Source organism: Rhodococcus sp. IEGM 1372 (assembly GCF_030056835.1).
Lineage (GTDB): Bacteria > Actinomycetota > Actinomycetes > Mycobacteriales > Mycobacteriaceae > Rhodococcoides.
In genome coordinates this window covers 57040-83969 of sequence record NZ_JASHKS010000011.1, presented here as the reverse complement: position 1 = coordinate 83969, position 26930 = coordinate 57040, and the positions used below count along the sequence as shown (strand labels likewise).

The 26930-nt window shown below is 64.6% G+C and carries 25 protein-coding genes; 15 read left to right on the top strand and 10 right to left on the bottom strand.

Annotated features, from left to right (window positions below; genetic code table 11):
• The first annotated feature begins 30 nt into the window (after positions 1-30).
• Entirely contained in the window at positions 31-933 is a 903-nt protein-coding gene (locus tag QM590_RS12490) for an alpha/beta fold hydrolase (RefSeq protein ID WP_269595080.1), read from the top strand.
• Here the strand turns inward: QM590_RS12490 and QM590_RS12485 are convergent.
• The 4 genes from QM590_RS12485 to QM590_RS12470 are packed head-to-tail and all read right to left on the bottom strand — an operon-like array spanning position 930 to position 4158.
• Positions 930-1253: a putative quinol monooxygenase gene (locus QM590_RS12485; RefSeq protein WP_269595081.1), complete on the bottom strand. Its 324-nt coding sequence runs from the start codon at positions 1251-1253 to the stop codon at positions 930-932. The two genes, QM590_RS12490 and QM590_RS12485, sit on opposite strands and share 4 nt — an antisense overlap.
• A gap of 46 nt (positions 1254-1299) precedes the next feature.
• Positions 1300-2325 (bottom strand): NAD(P)-dependent alcohol dehydrogenase, encoded by a 1026-nt coding sequence (locus QM590_RS12480; RefSeq protein WP_094641432.1) that lies wholly within the window; start codon positions 2323-2325, stop codon positions 1300-1302.
• A 5-nt stretch (positions 2326-2330) separates the two neighbouring features.
• The gene (locus QM590_RS12475; protein WP_262498440.1) at positions 2331-3113 is read right to left on the bottom strand and encodes an iron-sulfur cluster assembly protein; all 783 of its coding nucleotides are present in this window, start codon (positions 3111-3113) and stop codon (positions 2331-2333) included.
• Position 3114: 1 nt separating this feature from the next.
• Entirely contained in the window at positions 3115-4158 is a 1044-nt protein-coding gene (locus QM590_RS12470; protein ID WP_269595082.1) for an amidohydrolase family protein, read from the bottom strand.
• A 153-nt stretch (positions 4159-4311) separates the two neighbouring features.
• Here QM590_RS12470 and QM590_RS12465 point away from each other — a divergent pair, with 153 nt between their 5' ends.
• Positions 4312-5772, top strand: a complete 1461-nt coding sequence (locus QM590_RS12465) for an AAA-type ATPase lid domain-containing protein (RefSeq protein ID WP_269595083.1) — start codon at positions 4312-4314, stop codon at positions 5770-5772.
• 18 nt (positions 5773-5790) lie between these two features.
• Positions 5791-6747 carry a non-homologous end-joining DNA ligase gene (ligD, locus tag QM590_RS12460; protein ID WP_269595084.1) on the top strand — a complete coding sequence of 319 codons (957 nt, stop codon included), beginning with the start codon at positions 5791-5793 and terminating at the stop codon, positions 6745-6747.
• Between the two features lie 106 nt (positions 6748-6853).
• Here ligD and argG read toward each other — a convergent pair whose 3' ends face one another.
• Positions 6854-8269, bottom strand: a complete 1416-nt coding sequence (gene argG / locus QM590_RS12455) for an argininosuccinate synthase (RefSeq protein WP_269595085.1) — start codon at positions 8267-8269, stop codon at positions 6854-6856.
• A 123-nt stretch (positions 8270-8392) separates the two neighbouring features.
• On the bottom strand, positions 8393-9100 hold the full coding sequence (locus tag QM590_RS12450) for a FadR/GntR family transcriptional regulator (RefSeq protein ID WP_068048192.1): 708 nt from the start codon (positions 9098-9100) through the stop codon (positions 8393-8395).
• Between the two features lie 99 nt (positions 9101-9199).
• Between QM590_RS12450 and aspA the strand changes: the two genes are divergently transcribed.
• Genes aspA through QM590_RS12435 form a run of 3 tightly spaced genes read left to right on the top strand, consistent with a single transcriptional unit; the run spans position 9200 to position 12996 of the window.
• Positions 9200-10639 (top strand): aspartate ammonia-lyase, encoded by a 1440-nt coding sequence (gene aspA / locus QM590_RS12445; protein ID WP_269595086.1) that lies wholly within the window; start codon positions 9200-9202, stop codon positions 10637-10639.
• A 4-nt stretch (positions 10640-10643) separates the two neighbouring features.
• The gene (locus QM590_RS12440; protein ID WP_269595087.1) at positions 10644-12083 is read left to right on the top strand and encodes an amino acid permease; all 1440 of its coding nucleotides are present in this window, start codon (positions 10644-10646) and stop codon (positions 12081-12083) included.
• Positions 12076-12996: an asparaginase gene (locus tag QM590_RS12435; protein ID WP_269595088.1), complete on the top strand. Its 921-nt coding sequence runs from the start codon at positions 12076-12078 to the stop codon at positions 12994-12996. Before QM590_RS12440 ends, QM590_RS12435 begins: the two co-directional genes overlap by 8 nt.
• A 191-nt stretch (positions 12997-13187) precedes the next feature.
• Here QM590_RS12435 and QM590_RS12430 read toward each other — a convergent pair whose 3' ends face one another.
• Positions 13188-13994 carry an MOSC domain-containing protein gene (locus tag QM590_RS12430; RefSeq protein WP_269595089.1) on the bottom strand — a complete coding sequence of 269 codons (807 nt, stop codon included), beginning with the start codon at positions 13992-13994 and terminating at the stop codon, positions 13188-13190.
• A 21-nt stretch (positions 13995-14015) separates the two neighbouring features.
• Between QM590_RS12430 and QM590_RS12425 the strand changes: the two genes are divergently transcribed.
• Positions 14016-14588: an isochorismatase family protein gene (locus QM590_RS12425; protein ID WP_269595090.1), complete on the top strand. Its 573-nt coding sequence runs from the start codon at positions 14016-14018 to the stop codon at positions 14586-14588.
• An 11-nt stretch (positions 14589-14599) separates the two neighbouring features.
• On the opposite strand, the gene QM590_RS12420 is transcribed toward QM590_RS12425, so the two are convergent.
• The gene (locus QM590_RS12420; protein ID WP_269595091.1) at positions 14600-15202 is read right to left on the bottom strand and encodes a hypothetical protein; all 603 of its coding nucleotides are present in this window, start codon (positions 15200-15202) and stop codon (positions 14600-14602) included.
• Positions 15203-15251: 49 nt separating this feature from the next.
• On the opposite strand from QM590_RS12420, the gene QM590_RS12415 reads away from it, so the two are divergent.
• Complete coding sequence (locus QM590_RS12415) at positions 15252-16664, top strand: glucose-6-phosphate dehydrogenase (protein ID WP_269595092.1); 1413 nt, start codon at positions 15252-15254, stop codon at positions 16662-16664.
• A 147-nt stretch (positions 16665-16811) separates the two neighbouring features.
• Positions 16812-16958: a hypothetical protein gene (locus QM590_RS12410; protein WP_156516122.1), complete on the top strand. Its 147-nt coding sequence runs from the start codon at positions 16812-16814 to the stop codon at positions 16956-16958.
• Positions 16959-17026: 68 nt separating this feature from the next.
• Here QM590_RS12410 and QM590_RS12405 read toward each other — a convergent pair whose 3' ends face one another.
• Positions 17027-17233, bottom strand: a complete 207-nt coding sequence (locus QM590_RS12405) for a PspC domain-containing protein (RefSeq protein ID WP_269595093.1) — start codon at positions 17231-17233, stop codon at positions 17027-17029.
• Positions 17234-17516: 283 nt separating this feature from the next.
• On the opposite strand from QM590_RS12405, the gene ppk2 reads away from it, so the two are divergent.
• From ppk2 to QM590_RS12390, 3 genes are all read left to right on the top strand, one after another.
• On the top strand, positions 17517-18461 hold the full coding sequence (gene ppk2 / locus QM590_RS12400; RefSeq protein WP_269595094.1) for a polyphosphate kinase 2: 945 nt from the start codon (positions 17517-17519) through the stop codon (positions 18459-18461).
• Positions 18462-19419: 958 nt separating this feature from the next.
• A complete protein-coding gene (locus tag QM590_RS12395) occupies positions 19420-20253 on the top strand; it encodes an alpha/beta hydrolase family protein (RefSeq protein ID WP_094668700.1) in 834 nt (277 codons plus the stop codon).
• 122 nt (positions 20254-20375) lie between these two features.
• A complete protein-coding gene (locus QM590_RS12390) occupies positions 20376-21446 on the top strand; it encodes an alpha/beta hydrolase (RefSeq protein ID WP_269595095.1) in 1071 nt (356 codons plus the stop codon).
• A 3-nt stretch (positions 21447-21449) separates the two neighbouring features.
• Here the strand turns inward: QM590_RS12390 and QM590_RS12385 are convergent, their stop codons facing one another.
• Positions 21450-23483, bottom strand: a complete 2034-nt coding sequence (locus tag QM590_RS12385; RefSeq protein ID WP_269595096.1) for a prolyl oligopeptidase family serine peptidase — start codon at positions 23481-23483, stop codon at positions 21450-21452.
• Between the two features lie 115 nt (positions 23484-23598).
• Here QM590_RS12385 and lpdA point away from each other — a divergent pair, with 115 nt between their 5' ends.
• The 3 genes from lpdA (at position 23599) to QM590_RS12370 (ending at position 26928) form a co-directional block, all read left to right on the top strand.
• Entirely contained in the window at positions 23599-25014 is a 1416-nt protein-coding gene (lpdA, locus tag QM590_RS12380; RefSeq protein ID WP_037186801.1) for a dihydrolipoyl dehydrogenase, read from the top strand.
• 224 nt (positions 25015-25238) lie between these two features.
• On the top strand, positions 25239-26054 hold the full coding sequence (locus QM590_RS12375) for an MlaE family ABC transporter permease (RefSeq protein WP_269595097.1): 816 nt from the start codon (positions 25239-25241) through the stop codon (positions 26052-26054).
• 94 nt (positions 26055-26148) lie between these two features.
• Entirely contained in the window at positions 26149-26928 is a 780-nt protein-coding gene (locus QM590_RS12370; RefSeq protein ID WP_269595149.1) for an ABC transporter permease, read from the top strand.
• Positions 26929-26930 lie beyond the last annotated feature (2 nt).

Sequence of the window (26930 nt, the reverse complement as noted above, 5' to 3'; positions counted from 1 at the left end):
CCCTCTGCCCGACAATGCGAACATGGACCCATGATGATTCGCGCAGGGGTGCTGGACGTCGCCTTCGACCGCCTTGGTGATCCGTCCGGTCGTTCGGTGGTGCTGCTGCACGGGTTCCCCTACGACCCGCGCAGCTACGACGACGTCGCGAGGCTGCTCGCCGATTCCGGCTACGACGTGGTGGTGCCGTACCTGCGCGGTTTCGGACCGACCCAGTTCGTCGACGCGGCCACGATGCGCTCCGGTGAGCAGGCTGCGATCGGCCATGATCTCCGCGAGCTGATCCTCGCCCTGGAGCTGAACGAGCCCATCGTCGCCGGTTACGACTGGGGTGGGCGAGCGGCCTGCGTCGTTGCCGCGCTGTGGCCGGAGCTGGTGTCGGGCCTGGTGAGCGTCTCCGGCTATCTGATCCAGGACATCGCCGCGGCGGTGTCCACGCCGGTGGCCCCGCACCTGGAGAAGCGGTTCTGGTACCAGTACTACCTGCACTCCGAGCGGGGTCGGGCCGGGCTCGCGGAGTACCGCGCAGAGATCGCACAGACACTGTGGACGGATTGGTCGCCCACCTGGCGGTTCGGGGACTCCGAATTCGCGGCCACTGCACCGTCGTTCGACAACCCCGACTTCGTGAACGTCTCCGTGCATTCCTACCGGCACCGCTACGGCATCGAGGTGGGGGACGCGGCCTACGCAGCGACCCAGGAGTTGCTGACACAGCAACCGAGGATCACGGTGCCCACGGTCGTGATCGATCCGACCGAGGACACCGTCGCCTCGCTGTACGGCCGCCCGGACCACGCGGCGCACTTCGACGATCTGATCGACGTTCGTCAGGTCGATTGTGGCCACAACCCGCCTCAGGAACTACCTGGGCAGTTCGCCGACGCCATCGTGACGCTGGGCCAGGTGGTCCGGGATCGCGGCTCGAACTAGTCGACCGCGAGCTCGCCCAGTTCGTTCCAGTCGGTGCCGTCCACTTCCTGGCTGATGATCTTCGGCGTCTCCTGCAGGTACGGCGGGAGATCCTTCTGTGCCTGCTTGAAGTGATCCGAATTCACGTGCGTCGCACCGGCATCGGGGTCCTTGAAGGCCTCCACCAGGACGTACTCGGTGGGGTCGTCGAGAGTGCGCGACCACGAGTACCAGAGGCACCCTTCCTCGGCCTGGCACGCTTCGGTGAAGTCGCGTGAGATCTCGGGCCAGTTGTCGGCGTGCTCGGGCTTGATCTTGAACTTGGCGGTGATGAAGATCAACGGTGCTCCTCGTGGTCGAAGTGATGGTTCTTGCTACTACCCGTTTTCACGGTACGAGAATCGCGCGTCCGCGAACACGTCCGTTGTCGAGGTCGTCGATGGCGCTCTGGAAGTCGTCCAACGCATAGGTCTGCGTATGCAGATTCACCGCGCCTCGCGCGGCGAGCGACATCAGATCGCACAGGTCGTTGTACGACCCGACGAGGTTGCCGACGATGTTCTTCTCCTCGGAGATCAGGTCGATCGTCGGGACGTCGATGTTCTCGCCGTATCCGACGACGTGGTAGTCGCCGGCCCGTCTGGTCATCGCCAATCCTTCTGCGGTGGAACCACCCTCGCCGACGAAGTCGAGCACCACCTCGGCACCGAACCCACCGGTGAGCTCCATGATCTGGTCCACCTGACTGCCGTCGGCGACCACCGCGTGATCGGCACCGAGGGTCAGCGCAAGCTTGACCGCGTCGGCGTTGCGGTCGATGACGATGAGTTCGGCGGGGGAGAGTGCCTCGAGAACCTGAATGCCGATGTGGCCCAGACCGCCCGCGCCGATGACGACACACTTGTCGCGTGGTGTGAGCCGTCGGGCCGCTTTCGCCGCCGCGTGATAGGCGGTCAGGCCGGCGTCGGCGAGTGCGGCCACCGCGGACGGCTCGAGCGAGTCGTCGATCTTCACCACTGTCCTGGCGTTGGTCCGCAGATAATCCGCGTACCCACCGTTGGTGTCGATGCCGGGGAAATCGCTCGTCTCACAATGCACGTCGTCACCGGACCGGCAGGCCCGGCACAGTCCACACGTGACCAGCGGATGCAGAATCACCTTGTCGCCCTCGGTGACGTTGGTGACGGCCGATCCCACCGCATGCACCCATCCAGCGTTCTCGTGGCCGATCGTGTACGGCAATGTGACACCGGACTTTTCGGCCCACTGGCCTTCGAGAATGTGCAGATCGGTGCGGCACACGCCTGCTCCGCCGATCTTGACGATCACGTCGAGGGGACCCTGCACTTCGGGAATCGGGACTTCGGTCATCTCCAGCTTCCGGTGGTAGCCGACAACCTGGACGGCGCGCATCGTGCTCATCGTGAATGCTCCTGTGTAGTGCGTTGTGGGACAGCGACAGTGGTCAGGGGAATGAATGCGCCCTCTGCGCGTGGGACTTGCTGTTCCTCGGCACCGGGGTAGCGGGTCTGTAGCAGTCCGCGGCAGAAGTGCGCGTTGCCGTCGATCGACACGCGGGTGGCGCGGGCTCGCCGCATCACCATCGTCAGGTCCCCGGTGTGCGGGCGGCCGGCGTGATCGACCAGAGCCGAGGCGGCCGGATCCGTGCGAAGTCCGAGTGCCTCACGGCGGCGGAGCAATGCGTTCGACGTTCGGTCGTCCGCAAGATCCCCGAGCACGACCGTCGACAGATCGTTCTCGGTCGCATCGGGATTCGCCCGCAACCATGCTTTGAGCGAGCGTTCCATCGCAGCTACGTACGCTTTGCGGCGGAACGTCGCTCGTAGCTCGTCGAGGTTCTCCTCGGCTTCGTGTCCGAAAGTGCCGCGGTAGCCGGCGTCGGCGGCAAGGCCGGCGTTGATCTTGTCCGAGTCGTGGTGATCGTCGAGCTCGACCAGCACTCGCTCGGTCCATGGCAACGCCGTCAGCACGTCCTTGGAGTCTCCCGCCATCAGATACGCGAAGTTCGGTGAACAGAACGACGTCGGCAGCCGGAGATGAACATGCACGACGCCGTCGTCGACCTCGAGGGATCGGACGAACCCGAGATCGGTGATGGGCTCGTCCAATTCGGGATCGAGGACGAGTCCGAGAGCGGCGAACGCCTCGTCGTGCCTCGACAGGGTTGCAACTACCGACACGTCACACCCCCGCGAGGTCGGCGCGTTCGGGTTGACGCGGTCCGGTCTCGGTTTCGTCGGCGTCGGGCAGCTGCAGCTCGGCGGGCACCGGGATGTCGTACATCTTCGCGGCGTTGAGCCCGAGCACCTTCTTCTTCTGCTCGATCGTGATGGGCGCGTATTCGTCGAGGGACTCGTGGATCTGGAAATCGACGAATCCTTCGACCAACCACTTGGGCGTCCACAGCGCGTAGTCGGAGGAGAAGAAGATGCGGTCCTCGCCCAGCCAGTACAGCAGCTCGCCCATGATCTGCCCGAAGTACTTCGGGCGCGTGTGCATGAACGGAATGGCCACGGCAAGTCCGGCATACACGTTCGGTTCCTGGGTGGCGATCCAGCAGAAGTCTTCGAGTCGCGGCAGTCCGCAGTGCTCGACGACGAAGTTCAGGTCCGTGAAATCGGTGGCCACGTGGTCGACGTCCGCGACGTCGAACGCGTCTCTGTCGAGCGGGCGGATGGTTGGGCCCTTGTGCACGTGGATGTTCTTGATGCCGACCTCGCGGCACACTTCGAGGTAGCGCCGCGTCCAGTCGTCGTCGAGCTTGTAGCCGCGGGAATCGCCGTTCCACTCGGCTGTGTAGAGCTTGACGCCTTTCAGCCCGAATCGTTCTGCGTCCGCGCGTAGCTGGTCGAGGCCACGCTCGCCGTTGCGAGGATCGAAGTGGTGGTTGTAGGTCAGCTTGTCCGGGTGTGCGGCCGCAAGCGCCGATGCTTCGTCGGTCTGGCCGAAGCCGCGGTGATAGAACTCGCCGAGGTGGGCCGGCTGGAAGATGGCGTGATCGACGTAGCCGATCTCGAACAGGTCGTGCATCAGCCGCTCACCGCCCTGGTAGAGGTACTCCTCGTAGCTCCACAGCTCGGATTCGGGGGACAGGTTGCGGTGGTAGTCGTAGAAGCAGTCGATGAACTGCTTGCCGTGGATGTTGCGCTGGTTCTCCGCGCGCGCATCCCACAGGGCGATGTGGGCGTCGACGATGAAGTAGTTCTCGCCGTTTTTCGTGTACATGCGGTGGGCCTCCCGAATTGCAGTGCGTGACGTGGGTCACGTTGATCTGTGCACGACGGTAGGGCTGTGGGGCCGCCTCGAGGGCCCCGCGACGTCTCAATTCGAGACGATCGGCGGGGTGAGATTGCGACATGCGAATGTAACGTGGGTCACATGGCTGAACCGGAGGGTCTCGTGCGAGCCCGACTCCACTCCGAGCCCCTCGCTGCCGTCTCCCACCGCCTTCTGGCGTCGTGGCATCGCAGCCAGCGGTACGGGGTCTCGCTCGACGAGGTTGCTCCCGTCTTCTCCGGAACGTACGACGGTGAATCCCTGTTCTATCGCTGCGGCCGGGAGGTGCTCGACGGTCTGCGCGACACGCTGGCGAACGAGCCGGTATCGATGATGCTGACCGACGCCGACGGTCTCGTACTGGATCGCGTCAGCGCGGACCGCGAGTTGCTGGCCGCGCTGGATCGCGTGCACCTGGCACCCGGGTTCTCCTACGCCGAGGATCAGACCGGCACCAACGGACTCGCACTCGCGCTGGCGGATCGGGTACCTGCCGTGGTGAAGGCGGACGAACACTACTCGCTCTCGTTGGCCGGGTACACGTGCGCCGCCGCTCCCGTTCTCGATCCACTGACCGGCCGGGTGGAGGGGTGTGTGAATCTCACGACGTGGTCGCAGTCGTCCTCGGATCTGCTTCTGGCCCTTGCACAGTCGGCGGCCGGAAACACCTCGGCGATGATGCTGGCACGGTCGCAGGGCCAGCAGCCCAGGCCCGCACCGCGCGGTGAGGTCTTCCGAGTCGAGACCGCGCACAGCGGAGCAGGATCCGGCATTGTCGACGACCTCTCGCCGGCCTGGCGCAGTGCACTGGGCTCGGCGACATCGGCGCTGGCCGATCACGGTTCGGTGCTGATGGTCGGCGAGGCGGGATCAGGACGAGCTACCGTCCTGGCCCGAGCGCTGCGGACATCTCGGCCCCGCGGCCGCATCCTCAGCGCCGGTGCGCCCGCTGCCCGTGACGTCGAGGCCTGGCTCGACCTGTGGACCCCCGAATTGCCGAAACCCGATACCGCCGTGGTCATCCGCGACGTCGACAGGCTGCCCGCCCGTGCGGCGGACACGTTGGCGGAACTGCTTCGTCGTGCAGGGGCAGGTGTGCCGGTGACCGTCACGGCATCGAACTACGACGACGTTCCGCATGCACTCGCCGGATTGCTGCGCACAGTCGTGGAATTGCCCGCTCTGCGACATCGACCCGACGACATCGCGCCGCTCGCCCTGCACCTCGCGGGCCGGGTACGCGGCCGGGCCGTCACGCTGACCACCGCCGCCGAGCGGGCACTGCGGGAGTACGCCTGGCCGGGAAACGTCGCGGAACTGGCGACGGTCATGCATCGGGCCGCGATCCGCGCAGACGTCATCGGCATCGAACATCTGCCGCCGGAGGTGCTGTCGCACACCACCCATCGACTCACCCGCATCGAGACCTTCGAGCGGGACGAGATGATTCGCGTGCTCTCGCAACCCGGCATCACGATGAACGACGCGGCCGAGGAACTCGGCATGAGCCGAGCGACCATCTACCGCAAGCGAGACCGATACGGCATCACGCTGCGTTCGTGATCGCCTACGCTCGATCTCATGGCCAGTAGCTCACCGTCGATCGAGTTGCCGGTCGGCGACCGCATCGTACGAATCTCCAACCCGGATCGGGTGTATTTCCCCGAGAGCGGTGCCACCAAGCTGGATTTGGTGAACTACTACCTGAGCGTCGGCGACGGCATCGTGCGGGCACTGCGGGAGCGGCCGTGCATGATGCATCGCTTCCCCAAGGGTCTGGCCGGCGACAAGGTGCACCAGAAACGCGTGCCCAACGGAGCGCCGCCGTGGCTCGAGACAGTGCAGGTGACCTTCCCTCGCTACAACCGCACCGCCGACGAGCTGTGCGTGACGGAGTTGGCGCACGTGGCCTGGGCGGTGCAGATGTCGACCGTCGAATTCCATCCGTGGAACAGCCGCCGCGCCGACGTGGAGATGCCCGACGAGTGGCGCATCGACCTCGACCCGATGCCCGACTGCCCCTTCGACCGAGTGCGACGCGTCGCCGGGGTCGTTCAGGAGGTATTGGAAGACCTCGGAGCCGTCGGCTGGCCCAAGACCTCCGGCGGTCACGGGCTGCACATCTACGTGCGCATCGACCCGGCCTACGGATTCAAGGACTTGCGAAGGGCAGCACTGGCTTTCGCGCGTGAGGTCGAGCGTCGCGCACCCGAGGACGTGACCACGACGTGGTGGCGCAAGGACCGCGACCCGTCGAAACTGTTCGTCGACTACAACCAGAATGCCCGTGATCACACCATCGCCAGCGCGTATTCGGTGCGCGGAAATCAGCAGGCGACGGTCTCGACGCCGATTTCCTGGGACGAGGTCGCGAGCGTCGACCCGCGCGAGTTCACGATGTTCACGGTGCCGGCCAGATTCGCCGTGTTGGGCGACCTGCACGCGGGGATCGACGACGCAGTATTTGCCATCGACGAGTTACTCGATTGGGCGGAGCGGGACGAGCATCAGGGCTTGGTCGAGCCTGCAGAAGACTGACACCGCCGAACTCGCAGTTATGTACGGAAATCGGCGGAAATCCGTGCATGACTGCGAGTTCGGGCAGGAGTGGAGCCTGCGGAACGACCCAGTTGCGCAAGCAGTTCTAGTCGGTACCGGACTCGATGGCGGCGTGGTCGAGTGCCGAGGAGTCGACGGAGCTGTCGGGGCCGCTTGCTGCGATGGCGTCGGCTCCGCCTGCGGGCAGTTCGCCGATCAGGTCGCCCCAGGCGGTGAGTTGATTCTGCGCGGCGTATTGCTCGAGTTTGCTGCGTGAATCGGCGATGTCGAGGTTGCGCATGGTGAGCTGGCCGATGCGGTCGCCGGGGAAGAATGCCTGGCCCTGGCTGCGTTCCATCGACAGCTTCTCGGGGTGGTAGCTGAAGTTGCTGCCCTGGGTGTCGACGATGGAGAAGTCCTGGCCGCGGCGCAGTCGCAGTGTCACGCTGCCGCTGACGACGTTGCCGACCCACCGCTGCAGGCCCTCACGGAGCATCAGTGCCTGCGGATCGAACCAGCGTCCCTCGTACAGCAGGCGTCCGAGTCGACGGCCCTCGTTGTGGTACGACGCGACGGTGTCCTCGTTGTGGACGGCGTTGACGAGTCGCTCGTAGGTGATGTGCAGCAGCGCCATGCCGGGGGCCTCGTAGATGCCGCGACTCTTGGCTTCGATGATGCGGTTCTCGATCTGGTCGCTCATGCCGAGACCATGGCGACCGCCGATGGAGTTGGCCTCCATGACGAGGTCGACAGCGCTGTCGAAGGTCTTGCCGTTGATGCGGACCGGGCGGCCGCGCTCGAACTCGACGGTGACCTCCTCGGCGGCGATCTCCACCTCGGGGTCCCAGAACTTCACGCCCATGATGGGGTTGACGATCTCGAGCGAGGTGTCGAGGTATTCGAGGCTCTTGGCCTCGTGGGTGGCACCCCAGATGTTGGCGTCGGTGGAGTACGCCTTCTCGGCGGAGTCGCGGTAGGGGAGCGTGCGCTGGCTGAGCCACTGCGACATCTCGTGCCGGCCGCCGAGCTCGGCGACGAATGCCTCGTCGAGCCAGGGCTTGTAGATCCGCAGCTGCGGATTGGCGAGCAGGCCGTAGCGGTAGAACCGCTCGATGTCGTTGCCCTTGTACGTCGATCCGTCGCCCCAGATCGAGACGCCGTCTTCCTGCATGGCGCGGACCAGCATCGTGCCGGTGACCGCGCGGCCGAGCGGGGTGGTGTTGAAGTACGTCTGCAGCGAAGAACGAATATGGAATGCCCCGCAGGTCAGTGCAGCCAGGCCCTCCTCGACGAGAGGCTCGCGGCAGTCGATGAGCCGCGCTTGCTCGGCCCCGTAGGCCAGGCCGCGCTCGGGCACATCGGACAGATCCGGTTCGTCGTACTGACCGATGTCGGCGGTGTAGGCGTACGGCACTGCGCCGTGCTCGCGCATCCAAGCCACGGCCACCGAGGTGTCGAGACCGCCGGAGAATGCAATGCCGATTCGTTCACCGACCGGGAGAGAGTTCAATACCTTCGTCACGGCAGCAGCCTAGTAGGGGTCGTTCCGCAGGCTCCACTCCCGGCCTAGTAGGGGTCGTTCCGCAGGCTCCACTCCCGGCCTAGTAGGGGTCGTTCCGCAGGCTCCACTCCCGGCCCAGTCGTACTACTGATCCGGCCGATCGGCGAGCGACTCCACTGCACCCCGGACCGCATCGAGATGCACGGTCATGGCGCGGGCTGCCGCGTCGTATTCGCCGGATCTGATGCCGTCGACGATCGCGTCGTGTTCGACGTTGGATTGCTGCTGCCGATGTGCGACGAGGTTGAGGGTCTCCGACTGTCGCGTCAACGCATCCCGAATATCGACGATGATCGCCTCGAATACGCGGTTCTTGCTCGCTCGCGCGATCGCCGTATGGAACTGCGCGTCGAGCAGTACCCAGGCCTCGTGGTCGTCCTCGGACCGCATTTCGTCGGCCAGCCCGGCGAGCACCGTCAACTCCTCGTCGGTGCGACGCTCCGCGGCCCAGCCGGCAGCGGGAATCTCCACGTGAGGGCGGGCCTCCATGAGCTCGCGGGCCGCGTAGTTGCCGATGTCGAGGTCATTTCCGACGCGGTCACGAACGACGAAAGTGCCCAGGCCCGTTTTGGTTTCGGTCAGGCCGAGGGCATGGCAGGAACGTAGCGCCTCACGGATGACCGAGCGGCTGACGCTGTGCCGGGTGGCGAGCGCGGCCTCGGAAGGCAACTTCTGCCCGACGGGTAGATCGCCCGACGCGATCGCCGAGCGGAGGTCGGCGAACACCGCCTCGGCTGCGCTCATTCGGGCATTCGTGGGCGCACTGACTGCCCAGCTGTCCGACAGGTTCATGACGCAATCCTAGCCTGGGGTTGACCGATGAGGTGTTCTGCGCCACACTCTACCTGTCAGACAGCCGGACAGCTGGACACCCCATCAAGGAGCGCAACCGTGGCCGATACCCGCATCGAGAAGGATCTTCTCGGCGAACGCGACATCCCGACGACTGCGTACTGGGGGATCCACACCCTGCGCGCTCTCGAGAACTTCCCCATCACCGGGCGTCCGATCTCCACCAATGCGCACCTCGTTCGCGGACTCGCAGCGGTGAAATGGGCAGCTGCGTCGGCCAACCAGGATCTCGGAATTCTCGACGCCACCCGCGGGGAAGCGATTCGCACGGCGTGCCAGGAAATCCTCGACGGCCAGTGGCACGAGGAGTTCGTCGTCGACGTCATCCAGGGCGGTGCGGGCACCTCGACCAACATGAACGCCAACGAGGTCATCGCCAACCGTGCGCTGGAAATCCTCGGGCACGCCCACGGCGAGTACAGCATGCTGCACCCCAACGAACACGTGAACGCGTCGCAGTCCACCAACGACGTCTACCCGACGTCGGTGAACATCGCAACCATCTTCGCGGTCCACGAGCTCATCGCCTCGATGAAGGTGCTGCGAGATTCGTTCGGCCGCAAAGCAAGCGAGTTCGCCACCGTCGTCAAGATGGGCCGCACGCAGCTGCAGGACGCGGTGCCGATGACTCTCGGTCAGGAGTTCGGCACCTACGCGATCATGATCGACGAGGACTGCTCGCGGCTCGAAGAAGCAGCATTGCTGGTGCACGAGATCAACCTCGGTGCCACCGCCATCGGCACCGGACTCAACGCCCCCGCCGGCTACACCGAATCGGCGGTCGCACATCTGCGGACCATCACCGGTCTGCCGCTGGTGACGGCAACGGACCTGATCGAGGCAACGCAGGACGTCGGTCAGTTCGTGCACCTGTCCGGTGTGCTCAAGCGGGTCGCGGTGAAACTGTCGAAGATCTGCAACGATCTGCGGTTGCTGTCCTCCGGTCCGCGGGCGGGCTTGAACGAGATCAATCTGCCTCCGATGCAGGCGGGTTCGTCGATCATGCCCGGCAAGGTCAACCCCGTCATCCCCGAGGTGCTCAATCAGGTTGCCTACGAGGTGATCGGCCACGACGTCACGATCACGATGGCGGCCGAGGCCGGGCAGTTGCAGCTCAACGCGTTCGAGCCGATCATCGTCAAATCCCTGTCCGACGGTATGGCGCATCTGAGTGCCGCATGCCGCACCGTCGCGCATCGCTGTGTGGACGGCATCACCGCAAACGTCGATCTGCTGCGTGAGCGCGTCGAGAACTCCATCGGCCTGATCACCGCGCTGAGCCCGTATCTCGGATACGTCGAATCGACTGCGATTGCCCAGGAAGCGTTGGTCAGTGGGCGCAATGTGGTCGACCTCGTACTCGAGAAGGGGCTGCTGGCCCGGGACGAGCTCGATCGGCTCCTGAGTCCCGAGCACCTCGCCAACCTGCGAGTGGCACCGGTCGAGCATGCAGATGCTCCCGAGACGTCGACGAGGTGACGCGATGAGCACCGAGAACAGGAGTGTCGATACCCGCAAGGCCTTCACCGAGGAAGACCCCGGTTATCGAAAAGAGCTGGCACCACGTCAGATTCAGATGATCGCCATCGGCGGTGCCATCGGGACCGGGCTGTTCATGGGAGCCGGTGGCCGCCTCCGCGACGCAGGTCCGGCGCTGGTTCTGGTGTATGCGCTGTGCGGATTCTTCGCCTTCCTGATCCTGCGCGCTCTGGGCGAACTGGTGATGCACCGGCCGACCTCGGGCTCGTTCGTCTCGTACTCGCGCGAATTCTTCGGGGAGAAGGTCGCTTTCGCGGCCGGCTGGCTGTACTGGATGAACTGGGCGATGACGGCGGTCGTCGACGTGACGGCCGTGGCGTTGTACATGAACTTCTTCAAGAAGTACTGGGCCCCGCTCGGCGACATCGACCAGTGGGTGTTCGCACTCGGGGGACTGCTGCTCGTTCTCGGTCTGAACCTGGTGTCGGTGAAGGTGTTCGGTGAGCTCGAGTTCTGGTTCGCGCTCATCAAAGTCGTTGCACTGGTGACGTTCCTGTTGATCGGTACCTACTTCGTCATCTTCGGAACGCCCATCGACGGGCAGGAGCCGGGGTTGAGCGTGCTGACCGACAACGGTGGACTGATCCCCAACGGGCTGTTGCCTGCGATCGTGGTGATCCAGGGCGTGGTGTTCGCGTACGCCTCGATCGAGCTGGTCGGTACCGCTGCCGGGGAGACGCAGAACCCCGAGAAGGTCATCCCCAAGGCGATCAACACCGTCATCATCCGTATCGTCGTGTTCTACGTCGGCTCGGTGCTGCTGCTCTCGTTGTTGTTGCCGTACACCAGTTATCAGGCCGGTGAGAGTCCGTTCGTGACGTTCTTCGGAGCCATCGACGTCGAGGGTGCCGACGCGATCATGAACCTCGTGGTCCTCACTGCAGCACTGTCCTCGCTCAACGCCGGCCTCTACTCCACCGGACGCATCCTGCACTCGATGGCGATCGCCGGTTCGGCTCCCGCATTCGCTGCGCGGATGAACAAATCGGGTGTGCCGTACGGCGGAATCGCACTGACGTCGGTGGTGACGCTGCTCGGCGTCGTGCTCAACGCGGTGGTCCCGGCGCAGGCATTCGAGATCGTGCTCAACCTCGCCGCTCTCGGCATCATCAGCGCCTGGGCCGTCATCGTGGCGTGTCAGCTGAAGTTCTGGTCGCTGTCCAAGACCGGTGCGGTCACTCGACCTGCGTTCCGATTGTTCGGTGCCCCGTACACCGGATACGCAACGCTAGGCTTCTTGGCGTGTGTACTCGTGCTGATGGCCTTCGACAAACCGGTCGGTACCTGGACGGTGGCGTCGATCCTGCTCATCGCGCCGATGCTCGTCGGTGGTTGGTTCCTGTGCCGCAAACGAATTCGAGAGGTGGCGGCGCGCAGTGACTGAGGAGTGGAGCCTGCAGGAACGACCCGACAGAACTGACCATGTCGCATTGTTGACTACCGGCGGCACCATTGCCAGTAGTCGCGACGAGCACGGGGTCTCTCGTCCGGTCGCCGGTGTCGGGGTGGATGTCGACGGTGTCGCGGTGCGTGAAGTGATGTCGAAGGACAGCTCGGCGTTGGACTTCGCGGATCTCGACACCATTCGTACGGCGGTGGCGGACGCGCTCGCCGAGGACGGATGCGTCGGAGTGGTGGTGCTGCACGGGACGGACACCATGGAGGAGTCGGCGTTGTACGTCGATCTGTTCCACGACGACGAGCGTCCGGTGGTGTTCACCGGCGCTCAGCGCACTGCCGATCATGCCGATCCGGACGGCCCCGGCAACATTGCCGCGGCAGTGGCAGCAGCGCAGTCCGAGCGCGGTGTACTGATCGCCTTCGGTGGGCGCTTGCTGCCGGCGCGCGGTGCGATCAAGAAACACACCACCGAGCTCGACGCGTTCCGCTCCGCCGCATTGTCGCGACCGAAACCCCTGCCGTGGAAGCCCATTGCCGGGATCCGCGTGGACATCGTCGCGCTGTATCCCGGTGCCGACGGCCTGCAGATCGATGCGTGCCGTCAGGCGGGGGCGCCGGGCATCGTGCTTCAGGCTCTCGGCTCGGGCAACACCAACGCCGGCGTGGTGCATGCGGTGAAAGAAGCAGTGGCTGCTGGGGTGCACGTGGTCGTCACGACGCGGGTGCCGTTCGGTGAGACCTCGCCGACGTACGGCGGCGGCGGGGGTGGACACGATCTGGTCGATGCGGGTGCGGTGTTCTCCCGGGAACTGCGGGCGGGGCAGGCACGCATCCAGTTGGCGGCGCTGATTGCGTCGGACGCCACTGACGTGGTTGTCCACAATTCCTTCTCGTAGGCGGAAACCGTGTGCGGAGCAGAATAGTGGTCACTCAGCGCACCACACCCGCGCTATACCGTTACTCTAGCTTTCATTCGGTACCGCGGCACGAACGCTGCGCTGGGAACCGGCCGGAGAACGGTGACTGTGCGTACGGGACAACAGGTTTCGATGCGCGCAACGGCTGGGAAAATCACATGCTGTTCGAGCTACAGCTCCGACTCGCCCCAACTCTCGACGCGTAGTTCGTCGCCGACGGTCACCGTGCCGTTCTGCAGCACGGAGAATTTCGACCCGAAGGCAACGCCCTTCTGTCGGCCGCGGCGGTAGTCACCCAGGGTGCGCAGCGGCTCGGGCCCGGTGCGCTCACCGGTTGTCTGCTCGACGGTGGTGACGGCGCACCGGATCGCCAGCTTGGTGTACGCGAGACGCGTGGATCCGATGGTCACTTCCCGCACCTCGTCTTCCCGATGCGGTTCGTCCCAGCCGTCGACGACGATATTGGGACGAAATCGATTCATTGGCAATGCGGCGTCGAGTCGGGAATTGAGCCCGGCGAGCGTGGCGGTCGAGAGGATGTGGACTGCCGCACTGTCGGCGAATTGTGCTGAGCCGGGCGATATTCCGTCGGTGATCCGGCCGAGGTCGCGCGGCGCGGCGACGAGCCTCGACGGTTCTCCGATCACCTCGGTCAGCCAGCCCGCGACCTCGTCGCCCTGATCGATGCCCCGCATCGGCGCGCGGAACATGGTGATGTCATGCGACTCGGAGCCGCGGTCGACGGCCACGGTCACCGAACCGATCGATGCGTGGTCGAGCGTCAGCGACCCGTCCGTCACCGAGCATCGAACGACCGCGAGGCCGGGGTCGCTCCGTTGACTGCGGAATGCGCCGTCGGCGTCGACGATCATGAATGCGCGATCGTGCTCGAGGCCGGTAGCGCTCACGTGGGCAGAATCCAACGCTGCACCTGCGCATCCCTTGACTGGGTAGGTCAGCAGAGACGACACGCGCACCCGTCGAGGATACTGGGATCCATGACTCGTGCGCTGTTGGTTGTGGATGTGCAGAACGATTTCACCGAGGGCGGCGCGCTGGCGGTGGCCGGCGGGGCGGAGGTCGCGCGCAGGATCAGTGCGTACCTGGCGCGCCAGGGCGACGACTACGACCTCGTGGTGTCCTCGCGGGATTGGCACGACGCGGAGGGCGACAACGGCGGGCATTTCGCCACCGATGCCGCACCGGATTTCGTCACCACGTGGCCGGTGCATTGCGTGGCGGGCACGGTGGGTGCCGAGTACCACCCCGATTACGCGACCGGTTCGGTGGACGTGCACGTCTACAAGGGGCAGGGCAAGCCGTCGTACTCGGCGTTCGAGGGCGTCACCGAGGACGGGACACCCCTGGCCGAGATACTCACCGCCAACGAGGTCACCGACATCGACGTCGTCGGGCTTGCGACCGACTACTGTGTGCTGGCCTCGGCCAAGGATGCCGTCGCCGAGAAATTCGACGTCCGCGTCCTCACCGACCTCGTCGCCGGGGTTGCCCCCGAGACCTCCGCCGCGGCCCTCGACGAGCTGAGAGCATCCGGCGCAGCGGTCGTCTGAAACCGAGCCGTCTAACTGTCGATCGTCGTGGTGATGGACGTGACCGACGGTGCCGCCGGGGTGCTGCCGAATCCGAATGTCACCGGGGGTGTGACGGGGGTGAGCGATCCGAGGTCCTCGCCCTGCCACGACGCGGAGACGTCGGTGACGCGATGTTGGTGCCTGGCACCGTAGTACTCGCGTCGGCCCCCGCCTGCGCTGCCGCGGGTGCGCACTCCGCGCAGTACGACTCGGGCGATGGGGTCACTGATCGCGCAGAACCACGGTGCCGTCGACACCGCGTCGGGGACGAGGCTCAATGCGCGACCGAGCACGGTCGGCCCGGCGACGCGGATCCTGACCGACAGGTCACCGGCCTTCACCGATCGCCATCCATTCGGCTCCGCTGCGAAGGTCACCGGAACCAGTTCGGTGGAGTCGAATGTGTATGTGGTGGTGACGAATTCGCGTACGTCCTCGTTGGGGGCGATCAGCAGGCGCTGTCCGTCCGCGAACTGGACCATGACGTCGGTGAATTCCCCGAGCGGCGACCGCGTCCAATGTCCGACGACGATCCGCACGCCGGACGTCGTGCCTACCCCGTAGATCTCACCGTGAAACCGTGATCTGGTCATCACACCGACTGTAGCCATGCTCGGCCCGGGTCGGTGCATAGTGGAGGTCATGGCGTCCTCGCAACCCACTGTATTCGTCCTGTTCGGCGCAACCGGAGACCTCGCGAAGCGAATGGTCCTGCCGTCGTTCTACCAACTCCATATCGAGGGCCTGCTGCCCGAGAAGTGGGTCCTGATCGGCAACGGCCGCAAGGACACCTCCGACGACGAGTTCCGCGATCACGTCCGCAGCGTCCTCGACGAGTTCGCCGAGAACGTGGACGACGGCGATTGGTCCGAATTCTCCGAGCGAATCCGCTTCGCGGGCAACGGCTTCACCGTCGACGATCCCGGTACGTTGCCCGAGGTCGTCGCCGAGGTGAAGAAGGACATCGGCGACGACGCCCAGCTGGTGCACTACATCGCTCTGCCTCCGAGCACCTTCGTCGATTACACGAAGGCCCTGGGTGCACACGATCTCGCCGAGGGTTCCAGGGTGGTCTACGAGAAGCCCTTCGGCACTTCTCAGAGCAATTTCGAGGAACTCGACAAAGCCGTCCACGAGGTCGTCGAGGAAGAGCAGGTCTACCGAATCGACCACTTCCTGGGCAAGGAAGCGACCCAGAATCTGCACGTGCTGCGGTTCGCGAACGGCATGATCAGCGGCATCTGGAACTCCGAGCACATTGCGCAGGTGCAGATCGACGTCCCCGAGACCCTCGACATCGACGACCGCGCCGAGTTCTACGACGAGACCGGTGCCGTGCTGGACATGCTCGTCACGCACCTGTTCCAGGTCGCGGCCGAGGTGGCGATGGAACCGCCGGCGTCACTGAAGGCCGAGGATCTGCAATCGGCTCGGGAGACGGTGATCGGGAAGTTCCGGGCGTTGGACACCGACGAGGTGGTACTCGGTCAGTACGACGGTTACCGCGACGTCGAGGGAGTCGACGACAACTCCGAGGTCGACACGTTCGTGGCGGCCAAGCTGTGGGTCGACACCGACCGCTGGCGTGGAGTGCCGTTCCTGCTGCGCACCGGAAAGATGCTGGGTGTCGGAGCGCAGCGGGTGTCGTTGGTGTTCCGCAAGCCCGCCGACAGTCCGCTCACCGAGCTGCCCGAGGACGGGGCGGTGCTGTCCTTCGATCTGTCCGGAGACGGCAGCATCGACATCGCCATGACGGTCAAGGAACCGGGCCCGGATTTCGATCTGTCGGTGGGACATCTGGCGTTACCGCTGAAGTCGATGCCCGACGCGGAGCCGCTCAGCCCATACGCGCGCCTGATCCTCGATGTGCTCAGCGGAGACAGATCGTTGTTCACCAGGCCGGACGGTCTGGCGCACGTGTGGGATGTCGCGGCTCCCTTGCTGAGCAACCCGCCCGAGGTGAAGAGTTACGAGCCCGGTTCGATGGGACCCGCCGAGGCGGACGCGCTCGCCGCACCCTGTGGCTGGTTGATCACCGGGAATACCGAGGGCTGAGTCTGCGTCGCGTTTCGGGGTCCGAAACAGTCGGTGGGTCCTTTTTGTCCGAAACGATGGACTGTACCGAGTTGCCGACGATATGTTTCTGACGCTCTTACATCACCCGTCAGACCCCCCTCGACGTTTCTCGAAAGGCCTTTACCCATGTTCTTGGACCTCATCACCGATCTCCTGCCCATCCTCGGTGGCGGCGAGGAAGGCGGCCTCGGCGACCTCATCACCGGCGGACTGCTCGACGGCTTGCTCGAGGGACTCCTCGGAGACAGCACCGGTAGCTTCGGCTCCAGCTAGATTCGGTACAGATCGGCCCCGCGTCTCTGATCAGAGGCGGCGGGGCCTTTTCTGTGTCCGTCGCCGGGTCACGCCCGGAGCGGCATCAACATCAACCCCGCGAGGTAGATCAGCACGACGGTGCCGCCGGTCAGGACCGTGCCGGCAACGGTGGCGAGTCGAACGATGTTGACGTCCCAGCCGAAATATTCGGCAACGCCGCCGCATACACCTCCGATCATCTTCTGCGAACTGGACCGGGTGAATTCTCTGGGGGAACCGCTCTCGAATGTCATGGTGAAAAGTCTGCGTCATCAACGCCTTTCGGCGCATCGGGGATTCCACCCATATCGACCCCGACAATCGAACGGTCCGAAAGTCGCGCTCGAACAAGATCGTCGACTTTTCTGACTCAAGCGCTGGACCTGGTTGTTCCTCGGTAGCTACGGTCGGTACTCGACGCCACCGATTCCGTTCCGTCCCCCTTGCGGAGCGGTATCGGGGGCGCTGAAACCGGATGCATCGGGTGTTCACCGAATCGCCATCGGTCGGTCACCGATGAGCACTAACTTTCGGCACATGACCGACAATGATCTGCGCAACGGTGAGGCTCCACGCACGAACCTGAGCGACTTGCTCGACATCACCAAGGCGGTAGATCTTGCCGACACCTCGGGCTTCGCCGTCGACGACTCCGATGACGACGATCCGATACTGCTGACCGTCCCCGACGGCCACGTCGTCGACACCTGGCGCGAGAACTACCCGTACGACGAGCGCATGACGCGTGTCGAGTACGAGCTCGAGAAGCGTCTGCTCCAGATCGAACTCCTGAAGTTGCAGATGTGGACCAAGGAGACCGGTCGACGGCACGTCATCGTCTTCGAGGGCCGAGACGCCGCCGGTAAGGGCGGCACGATCAAGCGATTCATGGAACACCTCAACCCGCGCGGTGCGCGGGTGGTTGCGCTGGAGAAGCCGTCGGCGCGCGAGTCGACCGAGTGGTACTTCCAGCGTTACATCGCACACCTGCCCGCGGCCGGGGAGATCGTCCTGTTCGACCGGTCCTGGTACAACCGGGCGGGCGTCGAGCGGGTCATGGGTTTCTGCACCGACGAGCAGCACGCACACTTCGTTCGCCAGGCACCGCTGTTCGAGCAGATGCTCGTGGACGACGGCATCAGTCTGACCAAGTTCTGGTTCTCGGTGTCGCAGCACGAGCAGCGCACCCGTTTCGCCATTCGGCAGGTCGACCCGGTGCGGCAATGGAAGCTCTCGCCCATGGACCTCGCCTCGCTGGACAAGTGGGACGCGTACACCGCGGCGAAGGAAGAGAATTTTCGCGCCACCGACACCGATGTCGCACCGTGGACGATCGTCAAGAGCAACGACAAGAAGCGCGCCCGCATCAACGCGATGCGTTTTGTGCTCAACAAGTTCGACTACGCCAACAAGGATCCCGAGATAGTCGGGGAAACAGACCCGTTGCTTGTGGGCCGCGCGAAAGACGTGATCGGCGAATAGTTTTCACTGCATAACCGGTGAGATTTCCGGTGAACCGTTGCGGCACCATCTTTCCGGGGTCTCGAGTTGATACCGGGTGCTGCGCCAAACCTTAGCGTGCGGTAAGAACGAGGGAGGTCGTATTACCTACGGCTGTACGTACACGCGAGCATCAGGAGTTCTCATGGGTTCAGCAGCACAGTTCATTTCCGACATCGCTTCGGGCGTCTACGACGGCATCGTCGACGCGATCGTCGATCAGATCGTCGGCGTGCTGACGTCGGGTAGCGCCGCTTAATCGTCCGTAGCGCGTCGCGGTCGCAGTCGGGGGCGGCCGCGACGTCTCGGCACCGTCACCGTTTTGTGATGTCACACCAAGATTTTCGACTTTTACTGTCATTTCCGTGTACAGAGCGTGACCTTCTGAGGTAGAAATCTTCTTGCAGAGATCATCGCGTGACACAAGTCACAGCAGATCTGCATACCCCCCTCGATGAAGGAGCAGTTCCATGTCCGCTGAACTCGGTGACCTTTTCGCGATCCTCCTCCAGCTGTTCTCCGGTATCAGTTCCTCTTCGGACTGACGTACCTCGGTTCCGCACCGTCGGCCTCGGATTCGTGAGCACCCGGTCGGAGCCTCCAGCAAGGTCCACCCGCGACATCGGCGCGGTATTCGTGATGCCGGTTCGGCATCGAATCCCACTCTCTTCAAGGAGAATTCATGGAATTGCTCGCGATCTTGCTTCAGCTGCTCGCGCTGGGCAGCTCGGAAGGTAGCGGCTCGGGCACCATCGAGATCCCCGGTCTGCCCACCTGACCCACGACCATGAGCCGGGCTCGACGCGACGTCGGGCCCGGCTTTCGTGGTTCGAAGTAGTTGGATCGGTCGAGAAGTCCTGCAAGACTCGATGATTCGGTAGCGGTTCGGTCCCCAGGGGCGTCGGGGCGGGCCGGTGAGTCCTCGGCATAGGGTTGCCCGATGCAGACGGTTCCGATTCAGATGCCCGACGGTTCGACGGTGCCGGTCTCACTGTTCCCCGGTGAAGGCCGCGACGATGCACCCGTCATCGTCGTTCTTCCCGGCCTCGGCATTCCCGGTGGTTACTACCGACTGTTCGCCGAGGCGCTCGTCGCGCGCGGTTTCCACGCCGCGATCGGTGACCTGCGGGGCCAGGGAGACAGTGTGCCCAAGCCGAGTTCGGCGAGTCGGTACGGGTACCAGGAGCTGGTATCGGTCGACTTACCGGCGATCTTCGAGGTGGTTCGCGAGCAGTTCCCGGAGGCGACGCCGTACTTGCTCGGGCACAGCATGGGTGGGCAGCTCGGCTCGATGTACGCCGCGCGCATCAGGGGCAGGCTCGGCGGATTGATCCTGGTGGCGTCGGGCTCGCCGTATCACCGCGGTTTCGGTACGACCCGCGGTGTACCGCTGTACGTGGGCGCGGCGGCGATGGCGATCACCAGCAACATCGCCGGGTTCTGGCCGGGGGATCGCATCGGCATCGGCGGATTCGGTCGGCAGTCGCGGGTTCTGATCGACGATTGGTCCCGGTTCGCGCGCAGTGGGTCGATCGAGCCTGCTGGGGCCGACATGGACTACGAGGAACGGATGGGCCGTCTGACGCTGCCGGTGCTGGCGGTGACCATCGAGGGCGACGACCTCGCGCCTCGCGGCTCGATGGACAACCTCGTACGCAAGCTCGCCCGTGCCGATGTCACCTCGGTACACGTCGACGAGCCGCTCGGGCACAACGGTTGGATCCGTAACCCCACGGCGGTCGCCGACCTCGTTGCGGAGTGGATGCACAGGTAATTCGCACGAACCAACTTTTGGTCGTTTCACACGCTATTCGTCATTTCTACCTACTTTCGGTTCGTTTTGGTGTAGGAAGTTTTTGAACCAGCAATTGTTCGACGACGATAGTGAGCACGACTATGAACGGCCAGGGGGATTCGGTAGGTCGAATCGGTGGTGGGGAGCTGTGTCGCCGATCGCGTGCGCTGCGCAGAGTCGTCGTCCTGTGCGTGGTGGCATGCGTCGCGGCAGTAGCGCACCCACACGCCTCCGCGGCCCCGGCCGACTCGGGGGCCGGTCCGACGGAGTCGTACGTGGTGCGCACCGAGGTGGCCGACGACACCGCCATGACGGCGTTCGTCCACTCCGCCGCGATGAACCGAACGATCCCACTCAAGATCCTGCGATCTCCTGATCGGACGACTCCGAGCCCCACTCTGTACCTGCTCAACGGCGCGGGCGGCGGACTCGACGGAATGGACTGGTACACCCAGACCGACGTCGTGTCGTTCTTCGCCGACAAGAACGTCAACGTGGTGACTCCCGTCGGCGGGGCCTACTCCTACTACACGGACTGGCAGCACGACGATCCGAGGCTCGGACGCAATCAGTGGGAAACGTTCCTCACAGCCGAACTGCCGCCGCTCGTCGACGATCTGTTGGATACCAACGGCCGCAACGCGATTGCAGGTATCTCGATGGCTGCGACCTCGGTCCTGAACCTCGCCGCTCACCACCAGGGGCTGTATCGAGCCGTCGGTTCCTACAGCGGATGCGCGTCGACCACCGACCCGTTGGGGCGGGCATACGTCAAGACCGTCGTGTCCATGGCGCTCGGCGCGAACGTGACGAACATGTGGGGGCCGGACGACCATCAGGACTGGGTACGCAACGATGCGGTGGTCAACGCCGAAAAGCTGCGTGGCACAGCGCTGTACGTCTCCAACGGCAGCGGACTGGCCGGGGCATCGGACACCCTCGACGGCACCAATCCCAACGGGCCCGGCTTCGTGTTGCTCAACCAGATGGTTGTGGGCGGTGCCATCGAGGTGGCGACCGGAGACTGCACTCGAAGGCTGAAGACGGCCCTCGAACAGCTCGACATCCCGGCCCACTTCGAGTTGCGTGAGCGCGGCACCCACTCGTGGGGCTACTGGCAGGACGACCTGCACGATTCCTGGCCGATGTTCGAGGACGCGCTCGCCGGCTGAGCATCAGCTGCGAGCGAGGTGCCGCCACAGAAATTCGTAGGTCAATGCCGTCTTGAACGCCAACTGCGCATTGTCCGACGCCCCGCCGTGCCCACCTTCGATGTTCTCGTAGTAGCTCACGTCCTGACCGAGTTCGGCCAACCGAGCGGCCATCTTGCGTGCGTGTCCCGGATGGACGCGATCGTCGCGGGTGGACGTGGCGATCAGAATCGGCGGATACCGACGCTCGGATGCGGCGACCACGTTCTGGTACGGGGAGTACTGCGAGATGAACTCCCACTCGTCCGGGTCGTCGGGGTTGCCGTACTCGGCCACCCAGGACGCGCCCGTGAGCAGCAGGTGGTACCGCTTCATGTCCAGCAGTGGGACCTGACATACCAACGCGCCGAACAGTTCCGGGTACTTCGTCACCATGATGCCCATCAACAGGCCGCCGTTGCTGCCGCCCTGAGCGGCCAACTGTTCGGTGGTGGTGATGCCTCGGGTGACGAGGTCGCGTGCGACAGCGGCGAAGTCCTCGTGCACCAGATGGCGTCCGGCGCGCAGTACCTGGGTGTGCCACGACGGTCCGTACTCGCCGCCGCCGCGGATGTTGGCAACGACGTAGGTGCCACCACGTTCGAGCCACGCGCGTCCGGTTGCACCGCTGTAGCCGGGCGTCATCGAGATCTCGAAGCCGCCGTAACCGTAGAGCAATGTCGGTCCGGGTCCGGAATCCGCGCGTCGGACGACGAAGTACGGGATGTCGGTACCGTCGTCGGACCGGGCGAAGAACTGCTCCACCGTCAGGCCGTCGGCGTCGAAGAACGCCGGAGCCTGTTTGAGGACTTCGAGCTCGCCGCCCACCGTGCCGACCAGCAGTGTCGCCGGTGTCAGGTAGCCGGACGACGAGAGGAAGTACTCGTCACCGTTCTCCTCGGCGTCGGTGCCGACGATCTCGGTGGACGTCAGGTCCGACAGCCCGTCGATCGTGCTGACGTCCCACTCCTTCGCGCCGGGGGTCAGCACGTGCAATTTCGTCCGTACGTCCTGCAGCGTCACCAGCAGCAGGTGATTCTCGGTCCACGCGTACTGGTGCAGTGACGTGTGCGCGTCCGGGGCGAAGAGAACCGTGAGAGCGATTGTGCCGGAGACGAACTCGTCGAAATCCGCAGCGAGCAGCGCGCCGGCCGGATAGGTTCGGTCGCGGACCGTCCACGGCGTCATCGTGCGGATCAGCAACCAGTTCTCGTGGACCGAGGTCGACGCGTCCGTCGGCGTCAGGATCCGGGTGAGGGCCGAACCGTCCAGCACGTAGGTCTCGGAGTTGTAGAAGTCGGTGGCACGCTGGACGAAGTCGCGCTCGAAGCCGGGGGTCCGGTCGTGCCAGGCGGAGATCGAGATGTCCTGTGCTGCACCCTCGTACACGGTCTCGGCGTCGGCGAGCGGGGTGCCGCGATGCCACCGCTTGGTGATACGCGGATAGCCCGATTCGGTCAGTGAACCGGGCCCGAAATCCGTTCCGACGAAGACGGTGTCGGCGTCGATCCAACCGATGTCGGTCTTGGCCTCCGGTAGGGCGAATCCGCCGTCCTCCGGGGCGCGAAAGGTGCGGGAGTCGAGATCGAACTCACGGACCACCGTCGCGTCGGCCCCGCCGCGGGAGAGCGTCACCAGTGCCAGTCGTTGGTCGGGACGCAGCACCTGCGCGCCACCCCACACCCAGTTCTCGTCCTCGCTGCCGGCCAGCGCATCGAGATCGAGCAGCACGTCCCACACCGGATTCTCGGTTCGGTACTCGTCCATCGTCGTTCGACGCCACAGGCCGCGGACGTGTTCGGCGTCGCGCCAGAAGTTGTACAGGAACTGCCCACGACGACGGGCGTACGGAATGCGGGCGTCGGTGTCGAGTACCTCGCGGATGCGGGACTCGGTGGCATCGAACTCGTCTCCGGCCAGTTCCTCGACGGTCACTCCGTTGCGGGTGCGAACCCAATCGAGGGCCTCCTCGCCGGTGACGTCTTCGAGCCAGAGGTACGGGTCGTCCGAGATTGCCATTCCACAGTTCTAGCAGCAGATGCGCCGTCGGGTCGGTCGGCGCTCGCGTGGCTACCGGCTGGTAACGAAGACCAGGTCGAGACAGCGTCGGAGGTCACGACTACGCTGGGGACTCGTGACCTCACACTATGACGTCGTTGTCCTCGGAGCCGGTCCCGGTGGGTACGTCGCTGCTATCCGCGCGGCACAACTCGGACTCAGCACTGCCATCATCGAGAAGAAGTACTGGGGCGGTGTGTGCCTGAACGTGGGCTGCATCCCCTCGAAGGCACTTCTCCGTAACGCCGAGCTGGCGCACCTCTTCACCAAAGAGGCGAAGCTGTTCGGTATTTCGGGTGAAGCGTCCTTCGACTTCGGCGCAGCGTTCGATCGCAGCCGCAAGGTCGCCGACGGCCGCGTCAAGGGCATTCACTTCCTGATGAAGAAGAACAAGATCCCCGAGTACGACGGCAAGGGCACGTTCACCGATGCCAACACCATCGAGGTCGAGCTGACCAAGGGTGGCACCGAGACGATCACGTTCGACAACGCGATCATCGCGACCGGCAGCACCACCAAGCTGCTCCCGGGAACCGAACTGAGCAAGAACGTCGTCACGTACGAAGAGCAGATCATGACCAAGGATCTGCCGGGTTCGATCCTCATCGTCGGTGCCGGTGCGATCGGCATGGAGTTCGGGTACGTGCTCAAGAACTACGGCGTCGACGTCACCATCGTCGAGTTCCTCGATCGCGCGCTGCCCAACGAGGACAAGGACGTCTCGAAGGAAATCGAGAAGCAGTACAAGAAGCTCGGCGTCAAGGTCATCACCGGCGCGGGCGTGCAGAGCATCGACGACGACGGCTCCAAGGTCACCGTCGCGATCAAGCACAACAAGTCCGGTGAGAGCGAGACCTTCACCGTCGACAAGGTGATGCAGTCCGTCGGATTCGCGCCCCGCGTCGAAGGATTCGGCCTCGAGAAGACCGGCGTGGAGCTCACCGATCGCGGTGCCATCGGCATCACGAACACCATGCAGACCAACGTCCCGCACATCTACGCCATCGGCGACGTCACGGCCAAGCTCCAGCTCGCCCACGTGGCCGAGGCGCAGGCTGTCGTCGCGGCCGAAACCATCGGCGGCGCAGAGACATTGCCGATCGACGACTACCGCATGATGCCGCGTGCGACGTTCTGTCAGCCGCAGGTCGCGAGCTTCGGACTCACCGAGGACCAGGCCCGCGAAGAGGCGCAGGCCCGCGGTTCCGACATCAAGGTCGCGAACTTCCCGTTCGCCGCCAACGGCAAGGCACACGGACTGGGCGACGCCACCGGCTTCGTCAAGCTCATCGCCGACACCGAGCACGGCGAACTGCTCGGCGGACACCTCATCGGACCGGACGTCTCCGAGCTGCTGCCCGAGCTGACCCTGGCCCAGAAGTGGGACCTCACGGTCAACGAACTGGCCCGCAACGTCCACACGCACCCGACGCTGTCGGAGGCACTGCAGGAAGCGATCCACGGCCTCGCAGGGCACATGATCAACTTCTGATCTTCACCTCGAGAACCAACGGCGGCGACCACTTCGGTGGTCGCCGCCGTTGTCGTCGGTGCCCCTCGGCCCGGTCGCTTCTCTGAACCTTCACGCGGCCTGGCGAAGTCTGTGACTTGTCATAGCTCGGTAAGTGAAGAAACGTCACTTGGTCGACGGTCGGCTGGTAATTTCCGTTCCTGCGCGGGGGAGTCGCGCTGAACAGGAAGCCGGGGGGTGGGGAATTGTCGTCGCCGACATCGACGCTCGCACGCGTCAGCGACGGAGTTGCCGGTGGATTCCGGACTTTCGGGCGAACTCTGGAGCTGGGCGTACTGGCCTTCGTCCACCTCGTCCGCGACATCCTCACACTGCGACATCCCTGGCGCGACACCATCGATCAGGCCTGGTTCGTCGTCACCGTCACGGTGGTGCCGGCAATACTGGTATCCATTCCGTTCGGCGTCATCGTGTCCGTTCAGGTCGGCAGTCTCACCGATCAGATCGGTGCGACGTCCATCGCCGGAGCCGCGGGTGGCCTCGGGGTAATCCGCCAGGGCGCACCGATCGTCGCGGCACTGCTGTTGGGCGGTGCAGCAGGCGCAGCAGTGGCAGACGATCTGGGTGCGCGCACCATCCGGGACGAGATCGACGCGATGTCGACCATGGGAATCGACCCGGTTCGCCGGCTGGTCACACCACGGCTGGCCGCCATCCTCCTGGTGGCACCGTTTTTGTGCATCCTCATCATCTTCATGGGACTGGCCGCGGGCTATGCGATCAACGTCGGTTTTCAGAGTGGGACGCCCGGTAGCTACATCAGCTCGTTCGCGTCCTTCGCCTCGGTGACGGATCTGGTCGTCGCCCTGGTGAAGACCGAGATATTCGGGGTCATCGTCATCATCGTGGCCTGCCAGCGAGGGTTGTCCGCCGCCCACGGACCGCGCGGGGTAGCCAACGCGGTCAACGCGTCCGTCGTGCTCGGTGTGGTGTCCGCATTCACCGTCAACGTCGTGATCACGCAGTTGGTTGCGATGTTCATGCCGCAGAAGTTGGGCTGAGATGGCAACTCCCTCGCGGTACACCGTGCACGGCACCGCTCACCTCACCCGTGGTGCGAGATACCTCGGGCGCAGGCCGTTCGACGTACTCGAAATGCTGGGCCATCAACTGACGTTCTGCGTCAAGGTTCTCGCCGCGATACCCCATACCGTCCGCTCCTATCGGCGTCAGATGCTGCTCATCCTCAGCGACATCACCTGGGGCAGTGGAAGATTGATCGTCGGTGGCGGAACCGTGTCGGTCCTGGTCGTGCTGGGGGTTGCGGTGGGTGCGTCCGTCGGGATCGAAGGATTCAACTCCCTCGGCATGGTGGGAATGGAGCCGTTGACCGGATTCATCTCCGCGTACGCGAGCACCCGCGAGCTGGCCCCGATGATCGCGGCCATCGGATTCGCGACGCAGGCGGGCTGTCGGATGACGGCCGAGATCGGGGCGATGCGCATCTCGGAAGAGATCGACGCCCTCGAAGCTCAAGGGATTCAGTCGATGCCCTTCGTCGTGACCACCAGGGTGATCGCGGGAATCGTCACGATCGTGCCGCTCTACCTGCTGACCCTCATTCTGAGCTACCTGTCGTGTGCCGTGGTGGTTCGCGTTGTCGGCGGACAGTCCTCGGGCACCTACGACCACTACTTCAGTGCCTTTCTGCAGCCGGTCGACGTGCTGTTCTCGCTCCTGAAGGCCGCGGTGTTCGTCGTGACGATCATCCTGATCCACGGCTATCAGGGTTACTACGCCTCGGGCGGCCCGGAGGGAGTCGGGCGCGCCTCGGGCCGCGCCATCAGGGCCAGCCTCGTTGCCGTGGTGGTACTGGACATGATCATGACGCTCGTCCTGTGGGGATTCGACTCGGGCATAAGGATTTCGGGGTAGAG